The 16,352-nt window shown below is 62.0% G+C and carries 15 protein-coding genes; 6 read left to right on the top strand and 9 right to left on the bottom strand.

The window, feature by feature from the left end:
- Position 1: 1 nt before the first annotated feature.
- The 3 genes from E8E68_RS17750 to E8E68_RS17740 form a co-directional block, all read right to left on the bottom strand.
- Positions 2-754, bottom strand: coding sequence for an SDR family NAD(P)-dependent oxidoreductase (locus E8E68_RS17750; protein ID WP_280343256.1), 753 nt, complete (start codon positions 752-754; stop codon positions 2-4).
- Positions 751-1,173: a nuclear transport factor 2 family protein gene (locus tag E8E68_RS17745; RefSeq protein WP_280343253.1), complete on the bottom strand. Its 423-nt coding sequence runs from the start codon at positions 1,171-1,173 to the stop codon at positions 751-753. Before E8E68_RS17745 ends, E8E68_RS17750 begins: the two co-directional genes overlap by 4 nt.
- 103 nt (positions 1,174-1,276) lie before the next feature.
- Positions 1,277-1,723, bottom strand: coding sequence for a PAS domain-containing protein (locus tag E8E68_RS17740; RefSeq protein WP_280343250.1), 447 nt, complete (start codon positions 1,721-1,723; stop codon positions 1,277-1,279).
- A 155-nt stretch (positions 1,724-1,878) separates the two neighbouring features.
- Between E8E68_RS17740 and E8E68_RS17735 the strand changes: the two genes are divergently transcribed.
- The gene (locus E8E68_RS17735; RefSeq protein WP_280343248.1) at positions 1,879-2,766 is read left to right on the top strand and encodes a MerR family transcriptional regulator; all 888 of its coding nucleotides are present in this window, start codon (positions 1,879-1,881) and stop codon (positions 2,764-2,766) included.
- A 54-nt stretch (positions 2,767-2,820) separates the two neighbouring features.
- On the opposite strand, the gene E8E68_RS17730 is transcribed toward E8E68_RS17735, so the two are convergent.
- From E8E68_RS17730 to E8E68_RS17720, 3 genes are all read right to left on the bottom strand, one after another.
- Positions 2,821-4,002, bottom strand: coding sequence for a hypothetical protein (locus E8E68_RS17730; RefSeq protein WP_280343245.1), 1,182 nt, complete (start codon positions 4,000-4,002; stop codon positions 2,821-2,823).
- A 63-nt stretch (positions 4,003-4,065) separates the two neighbouring features.
- Entirely contained in the window at positions 4,066-4,533 is a 468-nt protein-coding gene (locus E8E68_RS17725) for a VOC family protein (protein ID WP_110743035.1), read from the bottom strand.
- Between the two features lie 110 nt (positions 4,534-4,643).
- Positions 4,644-6,263 (bottom strand): NADP-dependent glyceraldehyde-3-phosphate dehydrogenase, encoded by a 1,620-nt coding sequence (locus E8E68_RS17720; protein WP_110743034.1) that lies wholly within the window; start codon positions 6,261-6,263, stop codon positions 4,644-4,646.
- A gap of 452 nt (positions 6,264-6,715) precedes the next feature.
- Here E8E68_RS17720 and E8E68_RS17715 point away from each other — a divergent pair, with 452 nt between their 5' ends.
- The 3 genes from E8E68_RS17715 (at position 6,716) to E8E68_RS17705 (ending at position 9,955) form a co-directional block, all read left to right on the top strand.
- On the top strand, positions 6,716-7,870 hold the full coding sequence (locus E8E68_RS17715) for a hypothetical protein (RefSeq protein ID WP_280343241.1): 1,155 nt from the start codon (positions 6,716-6,718) through the stop codon (positions 7,868-7,870).
- 73 nt (positions 7,871-7,943) lie between these two features.
- On the top strand, positions 7,944-9,062 hold the full coding sequence (locus E8E68_RS17710) for a glycosyltransferase family 61 protein (protein WP_280343239.1): 1,119 nt from the start codon (positions 7,944-7,946) through the stop codon (positions 9,060-9,062).
- A 44-nt stretch (positions 9,063-9,106) separates the two neighbouring features.
- Positions 9,107-9,955: an AraC family transcriptional regulator gene (locus E8E68_RS17705; RefSeq protein ID WP_266029455.1), complete on the top strand. Its 849-nt coding sequence runs from the start codon at positions 9,107-9,109 to the stop codon at positions 9,953-9,955.
- Here E8E68_RS17705 and E8E68_RS17700 read toward each other — a convergent pair.
- Positions 9,920-10,501, bottom strand: a complete 582-nt coding sequence (locus E8E68_RS17700; RefSeq protein WP_110743029.1) for a LysE family translocator — start codon at positions 10,499-10,501, stop codon at positions 9,920-9,922. The two genes, E8E68_RS17705 and E8E68_RS17700, sit on opposite strands and share 36 nt — an antisense overlap.
- 413 nt (positions 10,502-10,914) lie before the next feature.
- Here E8E68_RS17700 and E8E68_RS17695 point away from each other — a divergent pair, with 413 nt between their 5' ends.
- Positions 10,915-12,486 (top strand): TerC family protein, encoded by a 1,572-nt coding sequence (locus E8E68_RS17695; protein ID WP_110743028.1) that lies wholly within the window; start codon positions 10,915-10,917, stop codon positions 12,484-12,486.
- Here E8E68_RS17695 and rarD read toward each other — a convergent pair.
- Both rarD and E8E68_RS17685 read right to left on the bottom strand, forming a co-directional pair.
- Entirely contained in the window at positions 12,449-13,336 is an 888-nt protein-coding gene (gene rarD / locus E8E68_RS17690; protein WP_280343231.1) for an EamA family transporter RarD, read from the bottom strand. The genes E8E68_RS17695 and rarD overlap by 38 nt on opposite strands.
- Positions 13,337-13,369: 33 nt before the next feature.
- On the bottom strand, positions 13,370-14,956 hold the full coding sequence (locus tag E8E68_RS17685) for an EAL domain-containing protein (RefSeq protein WP_280343226.1): 1,587 nt from the start codon (positions 14,954-14,956) through the stop codon (positions 13,370-13,372).
- Between the two features lie 300 nt (positions 14,957-15,256).
- Between E8E68_RS17685 and hppD the strand changes: the two genes are divergently transcribed.
- Complete coding sequence (hppD, locus tag E8E68_RS17680) at positions 15,257-16,333, top strand: 4-hydroxyphenylpyruvate dioxygenase (protein WP_110743025.1); 1,077 nt, start codon at positions 15,257-15,259, stop codon at positions 16,331-16,333.
- The last annotated feature ends 19 nt before the right edge of the window (positions 16,334-16,352 follow it).

Below are 16,352 nucleotides of genomic sequence, written 5' to 3'. Positions count from 1 at the left end.
GTCATTCCTGTTCATGGCGTGCCAGGCGTTGGCCCAGCGCCAGGCGCAGGCGCGCCGGCAGCGCTCCAAGCAGGCGCAAGCACCAGGTGAAAAGGCCAGGGAAGTTGATTTCCAGCGGGCGCCGAGGCAGCCGCCTGACGATATGGCGTGCGGCGCGCTCGGCCGACCACATTTGCGGCATCGGGAAATCATTGCGCCGGGTTAGCGGGGTGTCGACAAAACCCGGGCTGACCAGGGTCACGTCGATGCCTTCGCGGGCCAGGTCAATGCGCTGCGATTCCATCAGATAACGCACGGCGGCCTTTGACGCGCCATAGGCACCCGCCCTGGGCAGGGCGAACCAGGTCACCGAGCTGCCGACCACCACCAGGTGCGGACGTACACCTGCGCGCAACAAGGGCAGGGCGGCCGCCAAACACCGGCAGACGCCCAATAAATTGGTACGCACCACGCGTTCGACCAATGCCGGGTCGAAGTGCCCAGGTTCCAGGTATTCACAAGTGCCTGCGTTGAACACCGCCATATCCAGCGCGCCCCAGGCTTGCTGGATCCGCTCGGCTATCTGCGCCACCTGCACAGGGTCGTCGAGGTCGCCGTCGGCCAGCAGCACCTGGCCGGGAAACCGCTCGGCCAAGGCCTGCAGCGGTTGCCGACGGCGGCCACCCAGCGCCACCTGGTGGCCTTGCTCCAGCAGTGCTTGGGCAAGTGCGGCACCGATGCCGCTGCTGGCGCCGGTCAGCCAACAGCGGCTCATGCCAACCTGCCCTTGAGCCAGCGAATGGCACCACCCATGAGCGGTACATGCTCGTACAGCAAGGCGCCTGCGTCGAAAAAGTCCTGGTGAACGTGGACGCGGTCACGCCATTGCAGATAGCTGCAGCCCTGCACGGTCACCGGGCCGCCGCTGGCTAGCCGTGGGTGGCGAAATTGCAGGGTCCAGCGCAGGTAGCCCTGGCCAGGCAGCACCTCGTCGGCGGCGTCGAAGGTGTAGCGGATGTCCCGTGCGTTGGCGTACAGCTGGGCGAAGTAGGCCTGCAGCGCCTCCAGGCCGTGAATCTGATGCAGGGGGTCGCGGAAGACCACGTCTTCGCTGTACAGGGTTTCCAGCGCGTCGAGGTTATCCCCATCGAGCCTGGCGAAGCGTTCGGCGAACTGCTGCAGGTAAGATGACATGCTTGGCTCCGGACCATGCTGTACAACAGTGGGTTGTTGTACAGATATAGCTGAAGCCTAGGGATAAAGCTGTACAAGATCAATGTTCTTGTACAGATTTTGTTTAACGGTTTTTTTCTTGCAACTGACGACGCAGGTCAGCGACCTCCGCTTCCAGCTCGAGAATGCGTGCTTCGGCAGTGATCTGCCTGGAAACATCGTGTTGAATGCCGATGTAATAGGTGAGCTGGTCCGCTTCGTTATACACCGGGGTGATGGACAACTCGTTCCAGAACAGGCTGCCGTCCTTGCGGTAGTTGCGCAGCACCTCGCGGCAAGGCTCACCCTTACGGATTGCCGCGCGGATCTGCCTGACACCCGCTTGATCGTGGTCCTCGCCCTGCAGAAAGCGGCAGTCCTGGTACAGGATGTCTTCGGCGTTGTAGCCGGTCAGGCGCTCGAAGGCCGGGTTGGCATAGATGAGGATACTGTCCTGGCCTTCCTGCTCGGCAACGACAATGCCGTCGTTGGAGTGCTCGACCATGAGTTGGAGGAGTTTTGCGTTGATCATGCAGGCCCACCTACGAAAATGTAGTGTCAGGTAAGCGCAGCGTAGCCCCATGTGCAAGGCTTCGGGCGCGATTAGTTGCATGATGACCCAGGTCGGCGCTGCGCAGAAGGGTAGATATGGGTTTACAATGGGCCACCTCCCGGACGGCCCGCTTGATGACTGAATTTTCCTCACCCGAACTGATGCCCATGCGCGATGTTGTGACCCTCACGGGCATCAACCCGGTCACGCTGCGTGCCTGGGAGCGGCGCCATGGGTTGATCCACCCGCAACGCACCGAGGGTGGGCACCGGCTGTATACGGCCGAGGATGTGCAGCGGATACGCGACATCCTGCACTGGACCGCCAATGGGCTGCCGATCAGCAAGGTGGGTGAGCGGCTTGCCGGCCAGCGCAAGGCGCCGGTGCACTCGGGCTTGGCCTTCGCTGACTGGCGCGCTGCCGTACTGCGTGCAACCAAGGCGTTCGATGGTCAAGCACTGGACGTGCTGCACGGCCAGTTGTTCACGCTGCTGCCCAAGGCCACCGTGCTGCGTGACGTACTGATGCCGGCCTGGCTTGAACTGGCTTCAGGCCGTGCTTTTGGGCAACGCAGCCAATGGCTGTTCTTCGATACTTTTCTGCGCGCCCGCCTGTTGTTGCGCCTGCAAATGAACCAGGCCGATGCGCCGCGCGTGTTGCTGGCAGGCACCGAGGGGCACGCCGAATCGCAACTGCTGTGTACCGGCCTGTTGTTGAGCAGCGAGCAACAGCGCATCGACGTGCTCGGCTGCGGGCAACCACTGGCAGAGCTGGCGCTGGTGTGTGCGGCTATGCAGCCTGCGGCGCTGGTGGTTGCCGTACAGGCCCCGGTAAGCGCGGCCCTGGGCCGGCAACTGCGGGCCTTGCAGATGGAGATCGCTTGCCCGCTGGCGTTGATAGGCGAGGGGCTGGCAGGCTCACAAGCCGAATTGCAGGGCATCCCGTTGCGCGTGCTGGACGAACAGGGTGCTGACATTGCCGCGGTGCTGAGTGCCTTGCTTGCCGGTGGGCTGGAGCTTTGAGCTCGCCGGGGTTGAAAAGCCAGGGCAGCACCACGGTTTTTTGCAGCCAGGTGTTCAACGTTCGCGCATGAAAAAGCCGGCGACGAATTTGCGGAAGGTTTCCAGGCTTTTGAAGTCGGCGTAGCGCTTGAAGTTTTCGGTATCCGGCTCGGGGCCGATCGGCTGCTCCAGCAGTGATATCGACAGTACCCGGTCCTGATCCGAGGTCATGACCAGCTCATCTGCCACCTGGCCCCCAATGACCGGCCGGCGCATCTGCACTTTCACGCCCTTGCTTGCCATCCAGTCGACCAATGACACCAAGGCCTTGAGTGGTTCGCGTTCTTCATCGCGGTACACCGGGAACAGGTGGGCGCGTGACAGTACCGGCACGCTGGCCACATGGATCAGCTCATAAAAATGGCTGCCCGCACTGGTCGGTGAGTACAGCATCAGCGCCAGCAGTGGCCCAGTGGTGCGGTTGCCGCCCCAGTACAGGTGGTGCCCCTGGAAATCGAAACCGTCGTCGCTGCGGTTGTTGAACAGCTTGCGCCCCTTGATCTGGTCGACGCAGTCCAGCAGCAGGCCGTGACGGCGGTGGTTGCCGAACACCTTGGCTTCGCGCAGGCGGGCCTTGAGCATCATCATGTGCTTCATGTCCAGGCGGGTTTCCAGGTAGTTGCTGGCGGGCACCCGCTCCAGCAATGGGTAGCGGCTGGCGACACTGCGCAGTTCGGCGAACTGCCCGGTCAGGTCCTTCTTCAGGTGCGTGGCATACAGGTTCAGGCCGCTGGTTTCGATCCAGGTCAGCAGCAGCGACAGCAGCCGCTGCTGCTCGCGTCGTTCACTGCCATCGCCGCCAGCAGTGGTACTGTCGGAACGAAAGTCGCTGATCAGGCGCAGCGGCGTGTCGGGCGGCAGCCAGGCAGCAGGTGGCGTGGGGTCGCTCTCGCGCTCGGCGGCTTCCCGTTCGTCCTTGGTGAACGGGCAGCCAAGGGCGTGCTCGGCGGTGCCCGGGTTGTTCTTGAGAAACAGCGTGCCAGTGTTGCCGTTCAGGGTGACGTTAAGCACCGGCAAGGCGTCGCTGCGGCAGTCGCAGGCCAGCCACTGGTTGGCGTTGCGCACCTTCATCAGCAGTTGGTTGGCCTGCAGCAGGCGCGGGCCGAGCAGGCTGCCGGTGGCGAAACCGACCAGCAGCTCCTCTTCGGCGGGGGTCAGGCTGCGCACCTGGGCGGCGGTTTTGTCGATGATTCGCATGAAGCAGCTCCAAGCTACGAGCCCCAAGCTTCAAGCAAAGTGGCGCCGCTTTCAACTTGCCGCTCAGTTGCCGCCAAACATCTTCGCGGCACGGGCGCGGATTTCCTCGTGCGTCAGGTCCTCCTTGTGGGTGGAAACGAACCAGATATTGCCGAACGGGTCCTTCAGGGTGCCGCTACGGTCGCCATAGAACTGGTCGGTAAGGGGGTGCAACTGGGTACCGCCAGCGGCCAGCGCCTGGGCATAGACTTTGTCGCAATCTTCGACATACAGGTGCAGGCCCACGCCTGCGCCACTGAGCTTCTGGCTGGCGGTGAGGCCCCCCTCCATGTCGCAGGGGTCGCCCAGCATCAGCGATGAATCGCCTATTTTCAGCTCGGCGTGGCCCACCCGCCCGCCGGGGCCGTCAAGGCGGAACACCTCTTGCGCGCCAAAGGCCTGCTTGTAGAACTCGATGGCCTTGGCGGCATCATTGATGGCCAGGTATGGGGTCAGGCTATGCTGGCCCTCGGGAATGGGTTTGGCTGCCATGTTCGACGCTCCTGTGCAGAGGGCGCCGGCCGGCGCCCTGTTGCTTAGAGTCGTTTGCGCAGAGGGAAAATCGACAGCGGTGCTAGATCGATTCTCTATAAGCGCGGCGTTCAGAAGATGTAGTCGGTCGTCAGGAAGGTCGATTCACGGTTGCGGATGATCTCGCTGATCAGCTGCTTGTTGGCCTCCTGGAAGCGTGTGGCGACCAGGGTGCGGATCGAGAACACGCGCAGTGCGTCATGTACCGAAAGGGTGCCTTCGGCGCTGTTCTTGCGGCCGTTGAACGGGTAAGTGTCCGGGCCACGTTGGCATTGGGCATTGATGTTGATGCGCCCGACCTGGTTGGCAAAGATGTCGACCAGGCTACCGATGGTTGCCGGGTCGTTGCCGAACAGGCTCAGTTGCTGGCCGTAGTCGGAGTCCAGCACATAATCGATCACCGTCTGCAGATCGCGATAGGGCACCACCGGCACCAGGGGGCCGAACTGCTCTTCATGGTACACGCGCATGTTGTGATTCACCGGGTACAGCAACGCCGGGTAGAAGAACGAGCCGCGGCTGCTCCCGCCACCCTCGTTCAGTACGCGAGCACCTTTGGCCGTTGCATCGGTGACCAGGCCGTCGAGGTAGTCGACCTTGCCGGGTTCGGGCAGCGGTGTCAGCGCCACGCCAGGTTCCCACGGCATGCCCGGTTTGAGCGCGGCGAGTTTGCGCTGGAATTTGTCGAGGAACGCCTCGACCACGTCTTCGTGGACGAACAGGATCTTCAGTGCCGTGCAGCGCTGCCCATTGAACGACAGCGCCCCGGTAACGGCTTCTTCCACGGCGTTGTCGAGGTCGACCTGAGGCAGCACGATGCCTGGGTTCTTCGCATCCAGGCCCAGCGCAGCGCGCAGGCGATGCGGGCGCGGGTGCAGTTTTTTCAGGTCACTGGCCGCCTTGTGCGTGCCAATGAAGGCGAATACATCCACCTTGCCGCTGGCCATCAGTGCGCTCACGGTTTCGCGGCCACGGCCGTAGATGACGTTGATCACCCCCGGGGGGAAGCTGTCGCGGAATGCTTCCAGCAACGGGCGGATCAGCAACACGCCGAACTTGGCCGGCTTGAACACCACGGTGTTGCCCATGATCAGCGCCGGAATCAAGGTGGTGAAGGTTTCGTTGAGCGGGTAGTTGTACGGCCCCATGCACAGTGCCACGCCCAATGGCGCGCGGCGAATCTGGCCAAGCGTACCCTGTTCCAGTTCGAAACGGCTGGAGCGGCGGTCGAGGTCCTTGAGCGCGTTTATGGTGTCGACGATGTAGTCGCAGGTGCGGTCGAATTCCTTTTCCGAGTCCTTCAGGTTCTTGCCAATCTCCCACATCAGCAGCTTGACTACAGCCTGGCGCTGTTCACGCATGCGGGCAAGAAAGGTTTCAACGTGCTGGATACGCTCTGCCACGCGCATGTTCGGCCAGGCGCCGCGGCCCTTGTCGTAGGCTTGCACGGCGGCATCCAGCGCGGTCAGCGCAGTGTCGGCATCGAGCAGCGGGGCACTGCCCAGTACCACCTGGTGTTCTTCGCTGCCGCCCTTGAGCCAGACCGGGCTGCGTACCGTGGCCAAGGGGCCGTCCCAGCGCCTGAGCTCTCCGTTTACCAGGTAGTCGCGTTGTTCCAGCGGGGCCCCCAGGCGCCAGATTTCCGGGATGTCCCCGGCGCTTGGGAAAAGTGAATCGAGCAGACGGTCCATGGGTACTGCACCTCACATTACAGGGCGGGTTTACGGCCAGGTGAATCGCTTCAGCCTGGAGCATGCACCGCCTGCGGAAAAAACACCAGTCTGGCTCAGGATCGCGCCCCGTGCCTCCGGGGAGTTCACCATGCATGCCTGTGCGTTATGCAAAAGGGCAATCAAAATGAATGGGCAAATAGCGAAATTGTAATAGGGTGCTGTGGGGGCGGCATGTTTATAGCAATAACTTATCCAGGCACACATTGTTGAAGGGAATTTGACGCCATTAAACGTATTCAAAATGGCCGTGAAGTGTGCTTGCCAAAGGGTTTGCGGGCATCTTAAATTGTTACTGGATGTGAGATGAAAGTGTTGGGTTAGTTGATCATTATCAAAGCGTTAAGTGCGCTTGCTGAGTTTTTCTCTTTTTCCGGTAGACCTTAGGGCTTTAAAAGGACGTTGAGGAATAAATGAAAGCGACCTTGACTGCAGTGGCGCGAAAATTCATCTCGCCCTCTATGCGATACGAAATCAGGCAGCTGGCCAGCAAAGTGCGTGAACTGATGGCGCGTGCCTGTTTATGGCGCTGGGAAGTGGCGAGGTTCCGGCTGCAACAGGAAAGCCCCTACGAAATTGTCTATATCGGCAGGAAACAGCAACGGGAAATGGCCAAGCTGCTGATTGGCGGCAAGGGTCAGGGGAGTGCGTCGATCGTTGACAGCGCAAGCTCCACGGCGCCAGCCGATCACAGGGTGCTGATCAGCGAAATGCCCACGACCGGCGCGTTGTCAGTGCCCCATTATCTGAGTGCGGTGGTACCACTGGGGCGTTCGCTGGAGGACATCACCGCGCGTTACGACAGCGAACTGCGGCGCAGCATTCGCAAGAACCGCCCGCTGTACCAGATGCGCCAAGCCCTCTCGGACGAAGAGATCGCCATGGCGGACCGCGCCCTGCTGCGCCCTTACGCCAGCGCCAGGCAGGGCATCCATGCCGCACAGTTTCCCACGGAAGAAGTGTTCCGCATCGCCAGGCAGGTTGGTCGGCTCGACCTGATTACCGTCGATGGCGAGGTGATCGGTTGCCACCTCGGCTGCGAAGTCGTGCGTGCTGGCAAGCGTTACTGGAGCACATTGCGTTTCGGCTACTGCGAAGCGGTGTTCAGCGATGCCAAAAAGCTGCGCGAGGTGAATTCGATTACCACCTACATGGCCCTCGAATGGGCGCTGCAGCAGGGTTTTGACTATTACGATATCGGCCTCTGCCTGGCCCGCCCGGACGATGGTCTGCTGAAATGGAAGCGCCGCCGCGGCGGCGATATCGACTCGCTGGGTAACCATGCCTATCTGTTTGTTCGCCTGCCCAAAACCGGCACGGCGAAGTTTCTCTGGGACACGCCGATGTTCGCGGTGGAAGGCGACAAGCTCACGTTGCACCTGGGCTTGCCCGAGGGGCCGAGCGACGAGGAAGTGGCCAGCCGATACCACGAAATGGTCTTCGGCGGCTTGCACAAGATCTACCTCTACGGAGGTAACGGTGCAGGTGAGCCGTTCGTCGAGAACCTGCGCAGTCGTTACGCCAGTCTGCAGTCGCCGCCCACGATGGAGCGGGTCACCTGCAGTTGAGTCGTTGCCAGGGAGGCCTTGATCTGGTGCCAGGCGCCAGGCTTCACACCTCGTCATCAAGGGGGAGCGCTTCATGGGAGGCGACATTTCGCAGTTCAGTGCATCGTCCGCCGCCAGGCGGCACACCTGGACCTTGGCCGCCTACCGCTACATGGCGCGCAAGCGGCTGGGCAAGAACACGGCCATCGATCTCAAGAGCATCGCCAGCAAAAGCTGGGACATTGCCCCGGGCGAGACCACCGTGTCGCCGCCGGCCATCTATTTGCCTGGCCAGCTGGAGCGGGTGACAGGCTGGGAAGGCAAGCGTTTCTACCCCTACGTGCACCCTGCGCGCACCATGGAAGGCGGCATCAGCACGCTGCAAGGGGCTACTCGCGGCTACCTGATCAAAGATGTGTGGCTGGTCGATGGGGCGCTGTACAAGGGCAAGGCCAGTCACTGGCTATCGCTGAAGCCGAGTACCTTTCCGAGCATTGTGGTCGACAACGAGATCGACCGCGCGGCGATCTACTGCACGCAAAATGGCAACTCGTGGTTCGGCACTTGGCTGATGGAGGATTGCCCCACTTATGCACTGGCCTGTAACGAAGGCATACCCGTGACCACCGCACCCTCGGCCAGGTACCCGCTGTTTACCCAGGCGCCGGCCTATGAGGACTGGCTGGACATGAAACCGCTGCGCCTGCGCAGTGCGTTCTTCCGCGAGCTGGTGCTGTTCGATGACCAGAGCAACAACCGCAGCCGGCATGCCCGTTACCGGGCCATGGGTGACAAGCTGCTGTCGCATGTGCCGCATGCGCCACACCCCGGGGTGTTCCTGCTGCGCGGTGGTGATGGTGACCTGCGGCTGCTGCGCAACGAGCTCGAGCTTGCCGAGCACTTGCGCGTTACCCGTGGTTTTCGCATCGTCAACCCGTTGAAATCCGATGTGCCGAGTATTGTTGCAGCCTGCGCCGGGGCCAAGGTGGTCGTCGGGGTGGAGGGTAGCCAGTTGGTGCATGGCGTGAACGTGCTACAGCCCGGCGGCTGCCTGCTGACCTTGCAGCCGCCGAATCGCTTCGTCAGCTACTACAAGTACCTGACGGATCGGGACAACCAGCATTTCGGCTTCGTGGTGGGTATACCGGAAGGGGATGGCTTTCGGATGGATATCGGTGAAGTGGAGCGCACGTTGGACCTGTTCCCGCGGTAAGTGTGTAGTATCCACGCTCATGGTTGCGGCGGGCGGGGCATGGGATGATCGAGGTATCACGGTTCTGGCGCGACCCTGCGTTGCCGTTTGTCGAAGCCCGAAGGGTAGGGGACGGGCGGCAAGTCTGCTACGCCGCGCACTCCCATGAGTCCTTTTCAATCGGGGTGATCACGGGTGGGCGCAGCACCTACCTGAATGGTGACCAGCGCGTCGAGGTGGCGGCGGGCATCACTGTGCTGATGAATCCAGGCGTCGTACATACCTGCAACCCTGTTGCCGGGGAGCCGTGGTCCTACCTGATGCTGTTTGTCGACTTGCCGTGGTTGCAGGCGCAGGGGTTCGCCCTGCCGAGGCAGACCTACAGCACCTCGGCGGTGTTGTACCAGCGCTTGTTGCAGGCCTTTGCCGACCTGTTCGATCCCAGCCTGCATGATCGCGAGTCCCGTCTAGCGGCCCTGTTCAGGGGGATGCCGGCGTTACTGGACGATGTTGCCCCGGTGCATGATGAGGGCAACCCGCGGCTGGATGCAGCGGCAGCTTTCATACGCGCCCATCGCAGTGACCCACTCAGCCTCGAGGACATCTGCATGGCCTGTGGCCTGTCCCGTTCCTACCTGATTCGTGCTTTTCGCCAACGCTTCGGCCTGACGCCGCATGGCTACCTGCTGGACCAGCGCGTGCAGTTGGCCCGGGCGCAGTTGCGCCAGGGCCGGGCGATTGCTGAGGTTGCGCAGGAGGCGGGGTTCGCTGATCAGGCACACCTGCAGCGGGCATTCAAACAGCACCTTGCGGCGACACCCGGGCATTACAGAAATGCCGTTGCTAGCTTGGGCGCTCCTGCAGAAGCCGTGCATGCCTTAAAGCACCAGGTAAACCGCGCTGGCGACCAGTAACACGGCCAGGCTCCGATTGAGCATGCGCAGGTGATGTGGGTTGTGCAGGTACTGGCGAATCACGCTGCCGGCCCAGGCCCAGGAGGCCACCGAGATGAAACAGATTGGGCCATAGATCCAGGTAAACAGCCACAGCAAGTGCTGTTCACCGCCGGTGTAGGCGCCCACCCCGGCAACGGCTGCCAACCAGGCTTTGGGGTTGAGCCACTGCATTGCTGCGCCGTGCCAGGCTGAAGAGGGTCGGCCGGGCTGTGCGTTGTTCAGGTTACCGTCGTCACTGGCCAGCTTCCACGCCATATACAGCAGAAACGCCACCCCGCCCCAGTGCAACATCAGGCCCAGCAAAGGCCAGCGCAGCAGCAGTTGATGCAGGCCCAGCCCAACCAGCACCAGCAGCAGGCAGAAACCCAGCGTGGCACCGGCTACATGCGCCATGCTGGCGCGCAGGCCATGGCGGGCACCGCTGCCAAGGGCGACGATGTTGACCGGGCCGGGGGAGATAGAGGCCGCAAGGGCGAAGGCGGCCATGGACAGGGATAGGCTCATGAGGAAGATCCGGGTGATGTGGGGAGCCGTCATCCTCGCGTGCCTGGCGCTTTGATGTATTGAACAAAAGTACCTGCTTCCGCCCGCCGTCAGTGCCAGTTTGTCTCAGTCTTGTTTCAGTGAGGCGGCAGGGCCCCATGGCGTGACACAGGCAGGCACGGAAGAAGTGTCACGATTGACCTTCTGAATCGTAACGGGCAGCAACGCTGCGACGATGAATGAGGGGTGGCGATGGAGGGGTACAGGTTTTGTAATAGTTTTGCGCTACAACAGCAACCTGCTGTCCTTGTAGCATCACTGTCCCAATCTGTTATCAAGGTCTATATGAGCACCTTCGCGGAGCCCCCCAGTCTTCGGCTTTTCTGGCCATCCTTCCCCCGTCCCCGTGACGTTTCCCTCGTGAGTACCCGCTAATGGAATGGCTAGCCGACCCCACGGCCTGGCTGGGCCTGCTGACGCTTATCGTCCTCGAGCTGGTGCTGGGTATCGACAACCTGGTGTTTATCGCCATCCTCGCCGACAAGTTGCCGCCACACCAACGCGACCGCGCGCGGGTGATTGGCTTGAGCCTGGCGCTGATCATGCGCCTGGGCCTGTTGGCCAGTATTTCCTGGATGGTCACCCTGACCGCGCCGCTGTTCGAGGTGTTGGGCAAGAGTTTCTCCGGCCGTGACCTGATCATGCTGTTCGGCGGCGTGTTCCTGTTGTTCAAGGCCACCATGGAATTGCACGAACGCCTGGAAGGTCACGTGACCCAGGCCAGTGGTACCCTGCGCCATGCCGCGTTCTGGCCGATCGTTGCCCAAATCGTGGTACTGGATGCAGTGTTCTCGCTGGATGCCGTGATCACGGCGGTGGGCATGGTCGATGAGCTGTCCGTGATGATGATCGCGGTGATCTTCTCGATTGGTATCATGATCGTTGCCAGCAAGCCGCTGACCCGCTTCGTCAACGCCCACCCCACAGTGATCATGCTGTGCCTGGGGTTCCTGATGATGATCGGTTTCAGCCTGACGGCGGAAGGCCTGGGCTTCCATATCCCGAAAGGTTACCTGTACGCGGCCATCGGCTTCTCGATCCTCATCGAGCTGTTCAACCAGCTGGCGCGCGCCCGTCGCAAGCGCAGCCTGCAACAGCACAAGCCGTTGCGTGAACGCACTGCACATGCCGTGCTGCGCCTGCTGGGCGGCCGTCGGGTCGAGGCTGACGAGGTCGGCGAGGAAATCGCCGACCTGGTCGAAGGTGGCGGGGAGCAGGTGCTGTTCGACCGCCGTGAACGGGTAATGATCAGTGGCGTGCTGAACCTGGCCGAGCGGCCAATTCGAACGGTGATGACCGCACGTGCCGAGGTTGACCTGATCGACCTCGCACAGCCGGCAGAGGCCATCACCCAGGCCTTGGCCAATTCGCCGTATTCGCGCCTGCCGCTGATTCGCGATGGCCGGGTCGATGAACCGTTGGGCTTCGTGCACAAGAAGGAGCTGCTCAAGGAATTGCTGTCGGGCAGTCAGCCCGACCTGGAGGACATGGCTCGGGTGCCGCTGAACCTGCTGGAGAGCTTCAGCATTCTCAACGCGCTGGAGCAGATGCGCGGCCAGTCGACCCACATCGCCTTTGTGGTCAACGAATTTGGTGACTTCACCGGCCTGCTGACCATGACCGACATCCTCGAGTCGATTGCCGGTGAACTGCCGGATGCCAGCGAAGTGGAAGGCCCAGGCATTGTCCAGGAGGGCGCTGGCTTTGTGGTCAGTGGCGCATTGAACCTGAGCCAGGTGCAGGCACGTACTGGCTTCTGTGCCCGTGCTACCGAGGACTACCAGACCCTTGCGGGGTTGGTGATGAGCCTTCTCGATCGGCTGCCGATGGTCGGCGACCAGCTGGCCTGGAATGGCTGGACGCTGACCGTGGAGGCGATTGAAGAGCGACGGGTGCGCCAGGTGCGCCTTATACCGACCGGCGACGCTGACGCAGCAGGTGCCTGAAGCCCTCGAGGATTAGCACCAGCACTGCGGCCCAGATCGGCAGGTAGGTCAGCCACTGGTCCGGGCCGATGGTTTCGCCCAGCAGCAACGCCACGCCCACCAGCAGCACGGGCTCGACGTAGCTGAGCAGGCCGAACAGGCTGAATGGCAGCATGCGGCTGGCCAGCACGTAGGCGATCAGGGCCGAGGCGCTGATCGCGCCAAGGATCGGGATCAGCGCATAGAGTCCAGGGTGTGCCTGCAGGTCGGCACCGGAAAGCGGGCCCTGGGTGACGAAGTACAGCGCCCACGGCAGCAGCAGGCACATGTCGCACCACAGGCCACCCAGGTGGTCGGTGCGGCAACGCCGCCGCAGCACGAAGTAGATCGGGTAGCCGATCGTCACCAACAAGGTTTCCCAGGCAAAGCTGCCGTTCTGGTACAACTCGTGCCCCACGCCCAGTGCGGCGCAGCCCACGGCCACCTTTTGCAGGCGCGACAGGCGCTCGCCATACACCAGCCGCCCGGTCAGGACCATGGCCAGCGGCAGCAGGAAATAGCCCATCGACACTTCCAGGCTGCGCCCGTGCAGGGGCGCCCAGAGAAACAGCCACAGCTGCACGCCCATCAGCCACGAAGTGCCGACCATCCCCAGCAACAACACCGGCGTGCGCCTAACCCGCCCCAGTAGCTCGGCGACGCGTTTCCAATCTTTCGAGACGAGCATGAACAGGGTAAGGCAGGGCAGCGTCAAGAGGGTGCGCCAGCCGAAGATTTCTTCGCCATCGAGTGGCTTGAGCAGGGAGGTATAGAAGTACATCACAGCGAACAGACAGGACGCCATGACCGATGAAACAATGCCTTTTGACACGAGTGCCTCGAATACGGGAGTTGAGCGGGTGGATCAGCCGCGCATGATCTCAGGGGGCGCGGCTTGCGGCAACAGCGCTGCGCCTGGGCGGGCGGCCAGCGCCTCGAGAAACTGCGCGGCGGGCATGGGCCTGGCGAACAGGTAGCCCTGCTGGAAGTCCACCTCATGGCGGGCCAGGTAGTCGCGTTGGGCTTCGGTTTCCACGCCTTCGGCCACGATGCCCAGGCCCAGCTTGGCGGACAGCTCGATGATGGTCTCCAGAATGTGCACAGACAGCGCATCGGCCCCGATCATGGCCACGAAGCTCTGATCGATCTTCAGGTAGTCGACCTTGAACTGGCGCAGGTAGTTGAGGCTGGACTGGCCGGTGCCGAAGTCGTCCAGGGCGATCTTGACGCCCATGGCAGCGAGCTTCTCGAACAGCTCCAGGGCTATTGGCGTGGGCTCGATCAGCTTGCGCTCGGTCAGTTCCAAGGTCAGCACTACCCGGCCCGGCGGGAAGTGCTGCAGGAAAGTACGGCAATCATTCAGCAGGTTCAGGTCGCGGCAGTGGTCGGCGGTGATGTTGACGCCTATGTGGAAGCCGTCCTCGAGCAGCCCGGCGTACGGTGCGAGGCTCTGTGCCGTGTGCATCATCAAGGCGCGGGTCATGGCGACAATCTGCCCGCTGTGTTCAGCGTAAGGGATGAACAGATCGGGGCGCACCAGCCCTTCCTGGGGGTGGTTCCAGCGCATCAGCACTTCGGCGCCGGCCCAACGGAAATCGCCCTTGCGCACCACTGGCTGGAAGTACGGCAGGAACTCATCGGCCTCCAGCGCCCGGCGCAGTTCGGCACGGGGTGAGCTGGCGCGGCGAACCTGCCAGCGGCATACCAGGGCCGCAACCACGCCCAATACAATCAGCAAGGCAACCAGGGCAGGGTAGTGGCTGCGCCACAACTGGCCTTGGTAGCTGGCGTCATAGCCGCCCTGCACGCTGAACGGGTAACGCGTCGAGCCAAGCAGCACGTTTGCATTGGCGGCGGGGGGCGGCAGGCCCTTGTGGACGATGCCATCCTTGCCCATCCAGGCGTTACCTACGCGGATGTGCAGGTTAACGTCGGGGCCGATCAGGCGCAGTGCTGTCAGCAGGTGGTCGCCATCCACCGTACTGATTGCCCCCTGGTCGCCGGCGCTGGCACGGTACACCAGCAGTGCGTGCCCAGGGGTGACTGAATTGCCGTCCATCAGCCACAGCTTGCCGTCGACGTAGTCGGTCGGGTTGACCGGCTCATCAAAGGCGCCGAAAAGGGATGTGCAATACAGGCTGTTACCCCGGAACAGGTTGGTCGAACGCACGAACGCGTTGCGCGTGACCTCGGCGCGCAGCCTGAGCTGCACCTCGTCGCAAGGGCTGCGGGCCAGCGGCAGCAGAACATTGGCAGCCTTGGAAAGGCTGTCGAGGATGCGTTCGACATGCGCCACGACCTGGCGAGCGGTAGCCTGGCTGCTTGTTTGCATCTCCCGTTCGACCTGCCAGTTCATCACGATCAGGCCGCACATCAGCGGCAGCACACCGACGACCCAGGGTAGCAGGGTGCGCCAGCTGAGCGTGGCGCGGCGTTTGGCGTTAAGGGGCATGCGGACCTGGCTACGATAAGGGACAACGAGAGAATAGCCGCTTGTCGCTGTGTGCGAGCAACTAAACCGCGACAAACAATTTTACGCAATGTAGAATCCGTTTACGAATACAACAATAAGGTTCTTCACTTCCGAAGGATCAAGCCCGCCGAGAATGGGTCCATATGACACACCATGGGTTCAAGCTGATCATAGGTGACTTCCTCGCCCGCAGCGTGCGGGGCATCCCGTGCTCACCGCCGTTTCTGTTCCACATCCCACGCAATCAATACTATTTTCGCTGCAGATGAGGACACGAACATGGCTGATATCTTCGACAATCCAATGGGCCTGATGGGCTTCGAATTCATTGAACTGGCGTCGCCGACCCCCGGCGTGCTCGAGCCAGTGTTCCAGATCCTTGGCTTCACCAAGGTGGCTACCCACCGTTCCAAGGATGTGCACCTGTATCGCCAGGGCGGCATCAACCTGATCCTGAACAACGAACCCAAGAGCATCGCCTCGTACTTCGCCGCCGAACACGGCCCGTCGGTCTGTGGCATGGCGTTCCGCGTGCGCAATGCCCACGAAGCGTATGCCCGTGCCCTGGAGCTGGGCGCCCAGCCGGTGGAAATCGAAACCGGCCCGATGGAGCTGCGCCTGCCGGCGATCAAGGGTATCGGTGGTGCGCCGCTTTACCTGATCGACCGTTTCGAGGAAGGCAGCTCGATCTATGACATCGACTTCAATTTCATCGAAGGCGTGGACCGCAATCCGGTAGGTGCTGGCCTGAAGATCATCGACCACCTCACCCATAACGTTTATCGCGGGCGCATGGCTTACTGGGCCGGCTTCTATGAAAAACTGTTCAACTTCCGTGAAATCCGCTATTTCGATATCAAGGGTGAGTACACCGGCCTGACGTCCAAGGCGATGACTGCCCCAGACGGCATGATCCGCATCCCACTCAACGAAGAGTCGTCCAAGGGTGCGGGGCAGATCGAAGAGTTCCTGATGCAGTTCAACGGCGAGGGTATTCAGCACGTCGCCTTCCTGACCGATGACCTGCTCAAGACCTGGGATGCGTTGAAGGGCCTTGGCATGCGCTTCATGACTGCGCCACCGCAAACCTACTACGAAATGCTCGAAGAACGCCTGCCAGGCCACGGCGAACCGGTCGACCAGCTGCAAGCGCGTGGCATCCTGCTGGATGGGGCCTCGCAGCCTGGAGACAAACGCCTGCTGCTGCAGATTTTCTCGGAAACGCTGCTTGGGCCGGTATTCTTCGAGTTCATTCAGCGCAAGGGGGATGACGGCTTTGGTGAAGGCAACTTCAAGGCGCTGTTCGAGTCCATCGAGCGTGACCAGGTGCGTCGCGGTGTGTTGAGCACCGACTGACGGCCTTGCGCTGCCGACG

This window comes from Pseudomonas sp. BN607, assembly GCF_029871175.1.
In the GTDB taxonomy this organism is placed as follows: domain Bacteria; phylum Pseudomonadota; class Gammaproteobacteria; order Pseudomonadales; family Pseudomonadaceae; genus Aquipseudomonas.
Note: the sequence above shows the minus strand (reverse complement) of the source record. Positions and strands in the feature narration are given on the sequence as shown.